At 72.1% G+C, this 12,208-nt stretch carries 9 protein-coding genes and 1 pseudogene; 5 read left to right on the forward strand and 5 right to left on the reverse strand.

Annotated elements, in window-relative coordinates; all coding sequences use genetic code 11:
• Nucleotides 1–65: 65 nt before the first annotated feature.
• Nucleotides 66–1,853, reverse strand: a complete 1,788-nt coding sequence (gene gcl, locus SGA01_RS17965; protein WP_141297497.1) for a glyoxylate carboligase — start codon at nt 1,851–1,853, stop codon at nt 66–68.
• A gap of 1,122 nt (nt 1,854–2,975) precedes the next feature.
• Here gcl and SGA01_RS17970 point away from each other — a divergent pair.
• The 3 genes and pseudogenes from SGA01_RS17970 to SGA01_RS17980 all read left to right on the forward strand — a co-directional run.
• Nucleotides 2,976–3,416 (forward strand): annotated as a pseudogene (locus SGA01_RS17970) (hypothetical protein); the annotation flags it as partial.
• A 122-nt stretch (nt 3,417–3,538) separates the two neighbouring features.
• Entirely contained in the window at nt 3,539–4,372 is an 834-nt protein-coding gene (locus SGA01_RS17975; protein ID WP_229917870.1) for a TIGR04222 domain-containing membrane protein, read from the forward strand.
• A gap of 19 nt (nt 4,373–4,391) precedes the next feature.
• Nucleotides 4,392–4,907, forward strand: a complete 516-nt coding sequence (locus SGA01_RS17980; protein ID WP_141297498.1) for a GNAT family N-acetyltransferase — start codon at nt 4,392–4,394, stop codon at nt 4,905–4,907.
• Nucleotides 4,908–4,941: 34 nt separating this feature from the next.
• Here the strand turns inward: SGA01_RS17980 and SGA01_RS17985 are convergent, their stop codons facing one another.
• On the reverse strand, nt 4,942–6,543 hold the full coding sequence (locus tag SGA01_RS17985; protein ID WP_141297499.1) for an AMP-binding protein: 1,602 nt from the start codon (nt 6,541–6,543) through the stop codon (nt 4,942–4,944).
• Nucleotides 6,540–8,225, reverse strand: coding sequence for an AMP-binding protein (locus SGA01_RS17990; RefSeq protein WP_141297500.1), 1,686 nt, complete (start codon nt 8,223–8,225; stop codon nt 6,540–6,542). The genes SGA01_RS17985 and SGA01_RS17990 overlap by 4 nt, the downstream gene beginning before the upstream one ends.
• A gap of 116 nt (nt 8,226–8,341) precedes the next feature.
• Between SGA01_RS17990 and SGA01_RS17995 the strand changes: the two genes are divergently transcribed.
• The gene (locus SGA01_RS17995) at nt 8,342–9,175 is read left to right on the forward strand and encodes a helix-turn-helix transcriptional regulator (RefSeq protein WP_141297501.1); all 834 of its coding nucleotides are present in this window, start codon (nt 8,342–8,344) and stop codon (nt 9,173–9,175) included.
• A 15-nt stretch (nt 9,176–9,190) separates the two neighbouring features.
• On the opposite strand, the gene SGA01_RS18000 is transcribed toward SGA01_RS17995, so the two are convergent.
• Nucleotides 9,191–9,664: an SUKH-3 domain-containing protein gene (locus SGA01_RS18000; protein WP_229917872.1), complete on the reverse strand. Its 474-nt coding sequence runs from the start codon at nt 9,662–9,664 to the stop codon at nt 9,191–9,193.
• Entirely contained in the window at nt 9,661–10,833 is a 1,173-nt protein-coding gene (locus SGA01_RS18005; protein ID WP_141297502.1) for a winged helix DNA-binding domain-containing protein, read from the reverse strand. Before SGA01_RS18005 ends, SGA01_RS18000 begins: the two co-directional genes overlap by 4 nt.
• Nucleotides 10,834–10,957: 124 nt before the next feature.
• Between SGA01_RS18005 and SGA01_RS18010 the strand changes: the two genes are divergently transcribed.
• Nucleotides 10,958–12,115: a magnesium and cobalt transport protein CorA gene (locus SGA01_RS18010; protein WP_371866050.1), complete on the forward strand. Its 1,158-nt coding sequence runs from the start codon at nt 10,958–10,960 to the stop codon at nt 12,113–12,115.
• Nucleotides 12,116–12,208 lie beyond the last annotated feature (93 nt).

Raw genomic sequence — 12,208 nt, forward strand, 5'->3', positions numbered from 1 at the left:
ACGCGGGAGACCCCCGCCCCGGTGCTCCTCGGGGCGGGGGTCGGTCCCTCTGGCGAGGGGGACGATCAGACCTTGAGGGCCTTGATCGCGGTCGGCGCGTGGCCGGGCTCGGTCGCGAGCTCCTCGAACTCGGTGACGTCGCTCATGTCGACGGTCTTGCTCATCGCGATGTTGGTGATGCGCTCCAGGATGGCCTCGACGACGACCGGGACCTGGTACTCGACGGCCAGCTTCTTGGCCTCCTCCAGCGCCTCGCCCAGCTTGTCCGGGTCGGTGACGCGGATCGCCTTGACGCCCAGGCCCTCGGCGACCTTGACGTGGTCGACGCCGTAGACGCCGATCTCCGGGGTGTTGATGTTCTCGAACTCGAGGTTGACCTCGAAGTTGATGCCCAGGTTGCCCTGCGCCTGGCGGATCAGGCCGAGGTAGGCGTTGTTCACGAGGACGTGGACGTAGGGGACCTTGTGCTGGGCGGCGACCGCCAGCTCCTCGATCATGAACTGGAAGTCGTAGTCGCCGGAGAGGGCGACGACCGGCGTCTCCGGGTCCGCGGTGGCGGCACCGATCGCGGCCGGGATGGTCCAGCCGAGCGGGCCGGCCTGGCCGCAGTTGATCCAGTGGCGCGGCTTGTAGACGTGCAGGAACTGCGCGGCCGCGATCTGGGAGAGGCCGATGGTGGTGACGTAGCGGGTCTCCGGGCCGAAGGCCTTGTTCATCTCCTCGTAGACGCGCTGGGGCTTGATCGGGATGTTGTCGAAGTTCGTGCGGCGCTGGAGGGTGGCCTTGCGCTCCTGCGCGGAGGCGGCCCAGGCGGAGAAGTCGGGCAGCTTGCCCTCGGCCTTCAGCTCCTTGGCGATCTCGATGAAGAGCTCGAGGGCGGCCTTGGCGTCCGAGGCGATGCCGTAGTCCGGGGCGAAGATCTTGCCGATCTGGGTGGGCTCGATGTCGACGTGGACGAACTTCCGGCCCTTGGTGTACGCGTCCATGTTGTAACCGGTGTGGCGGTTGGCCCAGCGGTTGCCGATGCCGAGGACGAAGTCCGACTCCAGGAAGGTCGCGTTGCCGTAGCGGTGCGCGGTCTGGACGCCGACCATGCCGGCGGCGAGCTCGTGGTCGTCCGGGATGGTGCCCCAGCCCATGAGGGTGGAGATGACCGGGACGTTGATCAGCTCGGCGAACTCGACGAGGAGGTCGGTGGCGTCGGCGTTGATGATGCCGCCGCCGGCGACGAGCAGCGGACGCTCGGACTCCAGGAGGAGGCTCAGCGCCTTCGCGGCCTGGGCGCGGGTGGCCTGCGGCTTGTAGACCGGCAGCGGCTCGTAGGTCTCCGGGTCGAACTCGATCTCGGTCAGCTGGACGTCGATCGGCAGGTCGATGAGGACCGGGCCGGGACGGCCGGAGCGCATCAGGTGGAAGGCCTGCTGGAAGACGCCCGGGACCTGCGCGGCCTCCAGGACGGTCGTCGCGGCCTTGGTGACCGGCTTGGCGATCGAGGCGATGTCGACGGCCTGGAAGTCCTCCTTGTGGAGCTTCGAGACCGGGGCCTGGCCGGTGATGCAGAGGATCGGGATCGAGTCCGCGATGGCCGAGTACAGGCCGGTGATCATGTCGGTGCCGGCCGGGCCCGAGGTGCCGATGCAGACGCCGATGTTGCCGGCCTTGGCGCGGGTGTAGCCCTCGGCCATGTGCGACGCGCCCTCGACGTGACGAGCGAGCGTGTGGCTGACGCCGCCCACGTTCTTGAGCTCGCGGTAGAAGGGGTTGATCGCCGCGCCGGGGACGCCGAACGCGTTGGTGACGCCTTCGCGCTTGAGGATCTCAACGGCCGCTGCGGCGGCGGTCATACGAGGCATGGGAGTGCTCCTGCTTCGGCCGGTCGGAGGTGGGCGCACCCGGCTGCTCGACGAGTCCGGGAGGCCTGTTTCCGTAATGCGGAAATACTGTTCTGCTATACGGAAGCAATGTAGGTCGGCTCGCGGAGAACCGTCAAGAGAAGTCCGCCCCGCGGGACCGGCGAAGTGGCCGAACTCCTCCCCCGAGGTGGCCGATGGGTGGACGATGGGACCGAACGACAGGGGGTAGGGGTTGTGGCTGAGTCGGTACCGGTGCGTTGCCCGGAGTGCCAGCGGACGCAGGCGTACGCGGCGCCGGTCTTCCCCTGCGCGTGCGGAAGCCCGGTGGCGCCGCCGGTGACGCCCGGCGCGACGGCGGAACCGATCACGCACCGGAACTGGACGGACGAGTGGGTCACCGTCCGCTGCGGCGCCTGCGGCCGCGAGGACGACTGGCCCCACCCGGAGCTCGGCTGCGCCTGCGGCACGGTCCTCCGCGTCCCGGTCCGGCCGGTGGGCGCGGAGATCGGCGCCGAGTCCGGCGCGGGCGGCACGACGGAGGAGCCGCGGGCGGCGGGAGGCCAGGGCCGCCGCACCCCGACGCGGACCCCTGCCCCGCCTTCCGCCCCACAGTCTCCGGGGACCCCGCTCGCCCCGCTGACCCCGCCTTCCCCGCCCGCGCCCGCCACCGGCCAGGTCGGCTCGACCGCCGCGGACGGCGGCACGGCGAGCGGCTCCGACCGCTCGGGGCCGCCGTCCTCCGGTACGTCGCCGGGGGCCGACCCCCGGAGCGGCCACCACGGCGCGGCACCCCGCGACCCGGGTGGTCCTGGGCTCACGCCGCCGACGGCCGCCGGTGGCACCTTCGGCGGCGCCCGGCCGGAAGCGACACCCTTCCGCCCCGGCACGAGCGGACCGGGCACGGACGCACTCGGCACGGACGCACACGACACGGACTCACGCGATACGGACGCGAGCGTGACGGACGCACTCGATACGAGCGGACCCGGCGGCCCGGTCAGGCCGCGGGCGGTCGAGCCCGGCTCGGAGTGGTTCGGCACCGGCCCCACCGGCCGGGACGACCACACCCCCGGTGCCCGGGACGTCCCGCCCGGGGCCCGCGCGCACCGTACGTTCGCCGAGCGGTACCCCGCGCACATCCCGCTGCCGCCCACGGCCCCGCGCCCGGAACCGGTGCGGGGTGCCTTCCGGCCGGTGACGATCCGGACCGCGCGGGACGCGGTGGCCGCTGCCGCCGGGTACCTCCGCTGGCTCGGCTTCCGGGACGTGGTCCAGCCCGAGGACCGCCCCGCCTCCGGTGTGGACCTGCGGGCGCCGGGGCTCGTCGCCCAGGTGGATCCGAGCACGCGGCCCGCCGGGCTGAGGGCCGTCGAATGCCTCTGGCTCAACGGCCTGAGCACCCCCGCCACGAGCGTGAGCGTGTTCTTCTCGCTGGCCGGCTACACCCCGGAGGCGCGCGAGCGCGCCGCCGAGATCGGCCTCCCGCTCTTCGTCCTCGACCTGACGGGCACCCCGCAGCCCGTCAACCACGCCGCCGACGAGCTGGCCGCCGCCGGCGCCTGACGCTCCCGCCGGGCCTCCGGTGCCCACCCACACCGCTTTGCCGCCCGATCGTCAACCGAAACCGGCCATTCACGCGTGACGATCACGCTCCCCCGGGCACAACACCCTCGGGGGTGGCGTCAATGTCGACGGCGATGTGGTGGTTCATCGGGGTGGCCTGCACGGAACTGGCGCTCGCCGCCGTGCTGTTGCGAACCCGCAGCCAGGAAAGCGGAGCGTGGCCCGCGGACGCCGAGCCGCCGCCGCAGGCCCTCGCGCTGCTGCGGGGCGGGCGCCGGGCGGCCGTCACGGTGGCGCTCGTGGCGCTGCACCAGCGGGGGGCGGTCGCCGCGGGCCGCAAACGTACGATTCGGGCCAACGGAGGGCCGGGCCGGACCCGCGACCCCGTCCAGCTCGGGGTGCACGGGTCGCTGCACCGGGCCCTGGCGCTGCGGACGCTCGCCCTGCGCCCTGAGGCGCGCCGGGCCGTGGACGCCCTCGGCGGCGAGCTCGGCCGGGCCGGGCTGCTGCGGCCGCCCGCCCGGCTGCGGGCCGCCCGCGTCCTGCTCGGCTGCGTCCCGCTGACGGTCGCCGCCGGGCTGCTCGTCACCTGGGTCCGCCACGGGCACGGCGGCGGGTACGAGGACGGGCCCGGCGGTGCCGGCCTCGTCGCGGCCGTCGCCGTACCGCCGGTCCTCGCGGCCACGATGCTGCTGCTGCGCCTGCGGCCGGCCACACCGGCCGCCCGGCACCTGCTCGACGGCCTGCGGGAGCGGCATCCGCTGCCCGCCCACCGGCGCGAGGTGACGGACGGACGCCTCGTCCAGCTGTACGTGGCGCTGTACGGGGATCCCGCACTCGCGATGTTCCTGCCCCGCTTCTCCCGGGACGGCGGGCTGCTCGACCGCCCGAGCGAGGCAGACGAGAACCGGCCGCCGCCGGAGCCGGGCAGGAGGACGGGCCGCACCGCTCGCTGACGTCGCGCCATACTGTCGTATGCGCATCAGAGCGGCCGCTCCGGCCGAACTCCCGCTGCTCCAGGACATCGAACGGGCGGCGGGCGAGCCGTTCCGCACTCTCGGCATGGCGGCCATCGCCGACGACGACCCGCTGCCCCTGGACGTCCTGGAGGCGTACCGCTGCGAGGGGCGGGCCTGGGTGGCGGTGGACACCGCCGACCGTCCCGTCGCCTATCTGCTGGCCGACACGGTCGACGGCTCCGCCCACATCGAGCAGGTGTCGGTGCACCCGGACGCCGCCCGCCGGGGCGTCGGACGCGAGCTGATCGAGCACCTGGCGGCGGCCGCCAGGGAGCAGGGCCTGACGGCCCTGACCCTGACGACGTTCACCGAGGTCCCGTGGAACGCGCCGTACTACACCCGGCTCGGCTTCCGCCCGCTCGCCGAGTCCGACCCGGCGCTCACGGAGGGGCTGCGCGCGATCAGCCGCGCGGAGGCGGCCCACGGCCTCTCGGTCTGGCCCCGGGTGTGCATGCGCCGCGAGGTCTGCTGACCGGGGCCGGCGAACAGACCTCGCGGCGGCCCGTTCACCCGGTCCCGTACCGCTCCCGCAGCTCCACCTTCCGTACCTTGCCGCTGACCGTCATCGGGAACTCGTCGAGGATCTCCACCCTGCGCGGGATCTTGTAGTGGGCGAGCCGGTCGCGGCAGAACGCGGTGATCTCCTCCAGGCCCGGCGGGTCGGCCGGGTCGCGGGGGATCACACAGGCCAGGATCTCCTCGCCGTACCGCGCGTCGGGCACGCCGACGACCTGGACGTCGGCGATCTTGGCGTGCCCGTAGAGGAACTCCTCGATCTCGCGGGGGTACACGTTCTCACCACCCCGGATGATCATGTCCTTGATACGGCCGACGATCTGGACGTAGCCGTCGTCCCGCATCACCGCCAGGTCTCCGGTGTGCATCCAGCGGCCCGCGTCGATCACCTCGGCGGTCTTCTCCGGCTCGTCCCAGTAGCCGAGCATCACGCTGTAGCCGCGGGTGCACAGCTCCCCCGCCGTGCCGCGCTCCACGGTCAGTCCGGTCGCCGGGTCGACGATCCTGACCTCGACGTGCGGCAGGACCCGGCCGACGGTGCCGGTGCGGCGCTCCAGATCGTCGTCGCGCCGGGTCTGGGTGGAGACGGGCGAGGTCTCGGTCATGCCGTAACAGATCGACACCTCCGCCATGTTCATCTCGGCGACGACCCGCTTCATCACCTCCACCGGGCACGGCGAACCGGCCATGATCCCGGTGCGGAGGGAGGAGAGGTCGTACGTCGCGAAGTCGGGGAGGCCCAGCTCGGCGATGAACATCGTCGGCACCCCGTACAGCGAGGTGCAGCGCTCCTCCTGCACGGCCCTGAGGGTGGCCGCGGGCTCGAAGGACGGCGCGGGGATCACCATGCAGGCGCCGTGTGAAGTGGCGGCCAGATTGGCCATCACCATGCCGAAACAGTGATAAAAGGGGACAGGGATGCAGATCCGGTCCTGCTCGGTGTAGGCGATCATCTCCCCGACGAAATAACCGTTGTTGAGGATGTTGTGGTGGGAGAGGGTGGCGCCCTTCGGGAAGCCCGTGGTCCCCGAGGTGTACTGGATGTTGACGGGCTCGTCGCAGGAGAGCGGTTCGGGGCGCAGCTCTCCCGCCGTACGGGCGAGGAAGACGTCCCAGCCCGGATCACCGAAGTGCACGACCTCCCTCAACTCCGCGCAATCCGCCCGTACTTCCTCGACCATCGCCCGGTAGTCGCTGGTCTTGTGGCTGAGCGAGGCGAAGAGCAGGGAGATGCCCGCCTGGTTGAGCACGTACGCCAACTCGTGTGAGCGGTAAGCGGGGTTGATGGTGACCATGACCGCGCCGATACGGGCGGTGGCGTACTGGACGAGGACCCACTCGGCGCAGTTCACCGCCCAGATCCCCACGCGGTCGCCCTTCCGGACGCCGCTGCCGAGGAGGGCTCCGGCCAACCGGTCGACGTCGGCGCCGAATTGGGCGTAGGTCCAGCGTCGGCCGCTGGGGACGTCGACGAGCGCCTCCCGGTCGGGCCAGGTGGCGACGGCCCGGTCGAGGTTGGCGCCGACGGTGTCGCCGAGGAGGGCGGTGCCGGACACCCCGTGGGCGTAGGAGAGTTCTGCCGTCGACGTCATCCGAGGTCCCCTTCCGCGTACTCCTTGGCGCCGCCCTCGGCGGTCAGCCGGCGCAGTTCGACCCGCCGGATCTTGCCGGAGACGGTCTTGGGCAGCTCGGCGAACTCGATGCGCCGGATCCGCTTGTACGGGGCGAGGACCGCGCGCGAGTGGGCGAAGAGGGCCCGCGCCGTCTCCTCGTCCGGCTCCCAGCCGGCCGCGAGGACGACGTACGCCTTGGGCACCGCGAGCCGCAGCGGGTCGGGGGCGGGGACGACGGCCGCCTCGGCGACGGCCTCGTGCTCCAGGAGCGCGCTCTCCAGCTCGAAGGGGCTGATCTTGTAGTCGGAGGCCTTGAAGACGTCGTCCGCGCGCCCGATGTACGTGATGTACCCGTCCGCGTCGCGCGAGCCGATGTCGCCGGTGCGGTAGTAGCCGCCCGCCATCGCCTCGGCCGTACGCTCCGGATCGCCGTGGTAGCCGGTCATCAGCCCCACCGGGTTGACGGACAGGTCGAGACAGATCTCGCCCTCCTCCACGTCCGCCCGGCCGGTCACCGGGTCGACGAGGGTGACGCGGAAGCCGGGGCTCGGGCGGCCCATGGAGCCCTCCTTGAGCCGCTGGCCGGGGCTGTTGGAGACCTGGACGGCGGTCTCCGTCTGGCCGAAGCCGTCCCGGATGGTGACGCCCCAGGCGCGCCGCACCGACTCGATGACCTCGGGGTTGAGGGGCTCGCCGGCGGCGACGACCTCGCGCGGCGGGGTCTTCAGCTGCGCGAGGTCGGCCTGGATCAGCATCCGCCAGACGGTCGGCGGGGCGCAGAAGCTGGTGACTCCGTGCCGGTCCATCTCGCTCATCAGCCGGGCCGGGTCGAAGCGCGTGTAGTTGTGGATGAAGACGGTCGCCTCCGCGTTCCACGGCGCGAAGAGGTTGGACCAGGCGTGCTTGGCCCAGCCGGGCGAGGAGATGTTGAGGTGCACGTCCCCGGGCTTGAGGCCGATCCAGTACATCGTCGAGAGGTGGCCGACCGGGTACGAGATGTGGGTCTGCTCGACGAGCTTCGGCCGGGCCGTCGTACCGGAGGTGAAGTACAGCATCAGCGTGTCCTCGGCGAGGGTCACGCCGTCGGGCTCGAAGTCGGCGGACTCCTGGTCGGCGTGCTCGTAACCGAGCCAGGTCACCCCGTCGCCGCCGATCGCGATGCGGGTGTAGTCGCCGGGTACGCCGTCGAACTTGGCGGTGTCCTCGGCGCGGACGATGACGTGGCGGGCGCGGCCACGCTCGACGCGGTCGCGGAGGTCGGCGGGGCCGAGGAGGGGGGTGGCGGGGATGACGACGGCGCGCAGCTTCATCGCGGCGAGCATGGTCTCCCACAGCTCGGCCTGGTTGCCGAGCATGACGATGATCCGGTCTCCCGCACGGACGCCCTGGGCGCGCAGCCAGTTCGCGACGCGGTTCGAGCGGGCGGACATCTCGGCGAAGCTCAGCTTCGTCTCGGAGCCGTCCTCCTCGACGATGTGCAGGGCGGTTCTGTCGTTGCCGGCGGCGATGACGTCGAACCATTCGAGCGCCCAGTTGAAACGGTCGGGCCGGGGCCAGGCGAAGCCCTCGTACGCCGTCTCGTAGTCCTCGCGATGGTGGAGCAGGAAGTCCCGGGCGGCCCGGAACCTCTCCGTCGCGCTGGTCGCGCTCGCTTCCGTCATGTGTCCTCCTCGTTGCGGGACCGGTCCCGGACATCGTGTAATCGGTGGCCCAGGTCTCACTACCCCCGTTCGGGGGTGAACCAGCCGACCTACCGACGGACATCGGGGAGAGAACGGTGCGCGAGCACGTCGAATCGGTGGAGCTGCGCGGCGCGCTGCTGCGGCTGCGCCGCGCCACCGGTCTCCCGGTGGTGTTCGGGGGGCTGCTCCAGGACGGCCGCGCGCTGCGGATCGCCGAGCTGAGCGGGGCGGTTACCCCGGCGCTGCGCGGGCTCGCGATCTCGGCCGGCTCGGGGCTCGGGGGCAAGTGCCTGGCCCTGTCGCGGCCGTGCGCGGTGACCGACTATCCGTCGGCCCGGCACATCACGCACGAGTACGACGTGCCGGTCTCCGCGGAGGGGCTGCGGTCGGTGATCGCCGTGCCGGTCGTGGTCCGCCGGAAGGTGCGCGGGGTGCTGTACGGGGCGCTGCGCGACGCGCTGCCGATCGGTGAGCGGGTCTTCGACGCGGCGGTGGCGGCGGCGCGGGACGTGGAGCAGGCGCTCGCGGTCCGGGACGAGGTCCAGCGGCTGCTGGCCCCGCCGCCCTCGGCGCCGTCCTGGGAGGAGGTGCGGCAGGCGTACGGGGAGCTGCGCGCGCTGGCTCCCCGGGTGGCCGACGCGGAGCTGCGGGAGCGGCTGCTCGCGGTGTGCGGTCGCCTGGAGTCGGCCTCCGGCGCGGTGACGGCGCCGGCTTCGGGGCAGCCCGTGCCGGCGGTGTCGCTGACCCCGCGCGAGACGGACGTCCTGGCGGCGGTGGCCTCGGGGGCGACGAACGCGGTGGCGGCGGAACGTCTGGGGCTGCGGCCGGAGACGGTGAAGGGCTACCTGCGCTCGGCGATGCGGAAGCTCGGGGCGCACACCCGCCTGGAGGCGGTGGTGGCGGCGCGCCGGGCGGGGGCGCTGCCGTGAGCCACGGGGGCCGGATCAGCGGAAGTGGTCCCGGGCCTCCTGCTGCGGCCCGCGCAGCAGGCAGCTGACGGCCTCGTACGCGCTCTCCCCCAGGAAGTAGGGGCCGGTGTGGTGCAGGAGGAAGAAGCGCCCGGTCTCGTCGACGAGGAGCATGGCCCCGTCGAAGGTCTCGTACCCGACGGGGAAGAGCCTCTGCCCGAGGTTCCCGGCGAGTTCGGCGACGTCCTCGGCACTTTCCTCGTAGATCCAGTGCGGGGTGAGGCCGATGGCGTCCGGGGGCGTACCGGGGATCTCCAGGCGCAGCCCGCCGAACTCCCGGACGAAGTCCAGGGCGGCGGGGAACGGCTCGACCGGATGGCCCTCCTCGGCGAACCGGTCGGTCACGCACCGCAGGAGCACGGGCAGCCGGTCGCCGATGTCCCGGCCCGGGGCCCAGCCGGCCCCGGCGAGGACGGCCTCGACCTCCCGCGCGCTCATACGGGACGTCACGCCGCCTGCTCGCTCGGGTCCTTGTGGACGATGTCGTACGAGGTGCCGGGCGGCGTCATGATCCGCAGGGTCCGCTCGGCCTCGGCGGCGAGCTCGGCGCGCTCGGCGCGGGTCACGGGCGCGAAGGGCTCGATGGTGAGGGTGGTGCGATCCTTGGCCTCGTCGAGGTGCCAGAGCCCGGCGAGGAGGCCGTCGAGCAGGAAGACGGAGAAGGCGCGGTTGCCCTGCCAGGTGCGGGAGCGGATCTCGGGGGTGACGACCCGGGTGCGGTCGGCGTGCGACAGGAGCAGGTTGTCGAACTCGGGCAGGAAGCGGGGCGGGGCGGGGGTGTCCTCGTCCGGGCGGGGGGCGTCGGGGAGGTCGAAGAGCTCGGTGCCGCGCTCGTTGTGGAAGACGAGGAGCTGGGGCCGGAGACGCTCGAAGGCCTCGGCGAGGCGGGTCAGACCGCACCAGGTCTGCATGTCCTTGACGGATGCGGGCCCGAAGGCGCGGAGATAACGCAGCACGGTCCGGTCACTCTCCGCACTCTCCTCCCCCTCCCCGCTCTTCTCCCCACTCCTCTCCGCACTCTCGACGCCGTCCCCGAACCACGCGTCGGTGGTGGTGAGGGCGACCTGCCCGCCGCGGCCCCACAGGCCGCGCGGAGTGACCTGGACGAGGGGGAGGAGGCAGCGGGCGGCGAGGGAGAGGGACTGCGGGTCGGCGTGGGGCCACTCCTTGAGGAGCTCCTCGCGGAGCTGCTTGGGGGTGCGGGGCCGTTCCTCGACGAGCTCGCGGGACAGCACGGCGAGCCGCTCCAGGTCGACACCGTCGAGGCCCTTGCGGGCGACGAAGATGGCGAGCTCCCGGTCGATGGCCCCGGGCTGCACGAGCCTGCGCAGGGCGACGGCGTCCTGGGCCGTGTGGGTGTGGACGGTGGAGCGCATGGTGACGATGCGGGCGACGGCGCGGGACTCCATGAGGTCGGACAGCTGCTCGGGCCGGAAGCCTTCGAGGCGGGCGGCGAGCGCGTAGTACGGGGGCTTGGTGTTCTGCGCCTGGAGGCCGAGGAGATGGGCCACGGCCTCCTCGACACCGAGCGGGGCGCGGCGAAGGAGGAGCTGACGGTCGAGGGTGGCGCGGTTCAGGGCGCGGCGGCTGAGGACCGGGTGCTTCGTCGTGGAGGCCATACGAGGACGCTACTGGCCCTTGCGGACAGATTCGGTCCGCAAAGACGGGAAGCCGACAGAAAAGCGCCACGAGCCCCGTCACCAACCGCCGGATACCATACTCAAAGCCCCATACTCAAAGCCCATGCTCACGCCCCACACTCCACTCCCGCCCCCACCCGAGAGGCGAAGGCCGGTGCCCGATCGTCGTCCCCGCGCGGCCTGGCGCCGCCATCCGGAACCGCAGCCCGAGCGCGCGTCGACGCCGGACCCCACCGACCGGCCGAGCGTGGTGCAGGCGAGCCTCTACCGCGACGGCCGACAGGTCTCCTCCCCTGCCACGCTCGCGGACACGTTCCGCCAGCTGCGCGAGCACCCCGACGGCATGGCGTGGATCGGTCTGCAACGCCCGACGGAGGCGGAACTCCACTCCCTGGCTGCGGAGTTCGACCTGCACGAACTGGCGGTGGAGGACGCGCTGGAGGCCCACCAGCGGCCCAAGCTTGAGCGGTACGGCGACACCCTCTTCGTGGTCCTGCGGGCCGCCCGCTACCTCGACGCCCAGGAGGAGGTCGAGTTCGGCGAGCTCCACATCTTCGTGGGCCCGGACTTCCTCATCACGGTCCGCCACGGCGCGGCCCCGGACCTCTCCACGGTCCGCCACCGCATGGAGGAGGACCCGGACCTCCTCGCCCTCGGCCCGGAAGCGGTCCTGTACGCGATCCTCGACGCGGTGGTCGACGGCTACGCCCCGGTGGTGGCGGGCGTCCAGAACGACATCGACGAGATCGAGACGGAGGTCTTCGGCGGCGACCCGGCGGTCTCCCGCCGGATCTACGAACTCTCCCGGGAAATGGTCGAGTTCCAACGCGCCACCCGCCCCCTGGTGGGCATGCTCCACGGCCTGATGGCGGGCTTCGCCAAGTACGGCACGGACGAGGAACTCCAGCGCTACCTCCGCGACGTCGCCGACCACGTCACCCACACCAGCGAACGCGTGGACGGCTTCCGCCAGGCCCTCGCGGACATCCTCACGGTCAACGCGACCCTGGTCACCCAACAACAGAACGCCGAGATGCGCGCGCTGGCGGAAGCCGGCTTCGAACAGAACGAGGAGATCAAGAAGATCTCCGCCTGGGCGGCCATTTTGTTTGCACCCACACTCGTCGGAACCATTTACGGGATGAACTTCGACAGCATGCCGGAGCTGCACTGGACGGGCGGATACCCGTTCGCGATCGGCTTGATGGGGGTTGTATGCACTGGTTTGTACGTGATTTTCAAGCGTCGAGACTGGCTCTAGGGGTCGCCCGACTCCACTCACGCAGCACGACCGGTTTGCTTCTGCACCTCTCGCAGGAACCACCCATTTCGGGCGCTGGGGAGTCCCTGGGGA

The organism is Streptomyces gardneri, assembly GCF_006539185.1.
GTDB classification, from domain to species: domain Bacteria; phylum Actinomycetota; class Actinomycetes; order Streptomycetales; family Streptomycetaceae; genus Streptomyces; species Streptomyces gardneri.

Bases quoted from the DNA above. Each gene is read 5' to 3' on its own strand.
- gcl (WP_141297497.1), bottom strand. From the start codon at position 1,853: ATGCCTCGTATGACCGCCGCCGCAGCGGCCGTTGAGATCCTCAAGCGC.
- SGA01_RS17975 (WP_229917870.1), top strand. From the start codon at position 3,539: ATGTCGACGGCGATGTGGTGGTTCATCGGGGTGGCCTGCACGGAACTG.
- SGA01_RS17980 (WP_141297498.1), top strand. From the start codon at position 4,392: ATGCGCATCAGAGCGGCCGCTCCGGCCGAACTCCCGCTGCTCCAGGAC.
- SGA01_RS17985 (WP_141297499.1), bottom strand. From the start codon at position 6,543: ATGACGTCGACGGCAGAACTCTCCTACGCCCACGGGGTGTCCGGCACC.
- SGA01_RS17990 (WP_141297500.1), bottom strand. From the start codon at position 8,225: ATGACGGAAGCGAGCGCGACCAGCGCGACGGAGAGGTTCCGGGCCGCC.
- SGA01_RS18005 (WP_141297502.1), bottom strand. From the start codon at position 10,833: ATGGCCTCCACGACGAAGCACCCGGTCCTCAGCCGCCGCGCCCTGAAC.
- SGA01_RS18010 (WP_371866050.1), top strand. From the start codon at position 10,958: ATGCTCACGCCCCACACTCCACTCCCGCCCCCACCCGAGAGGCGAAGG.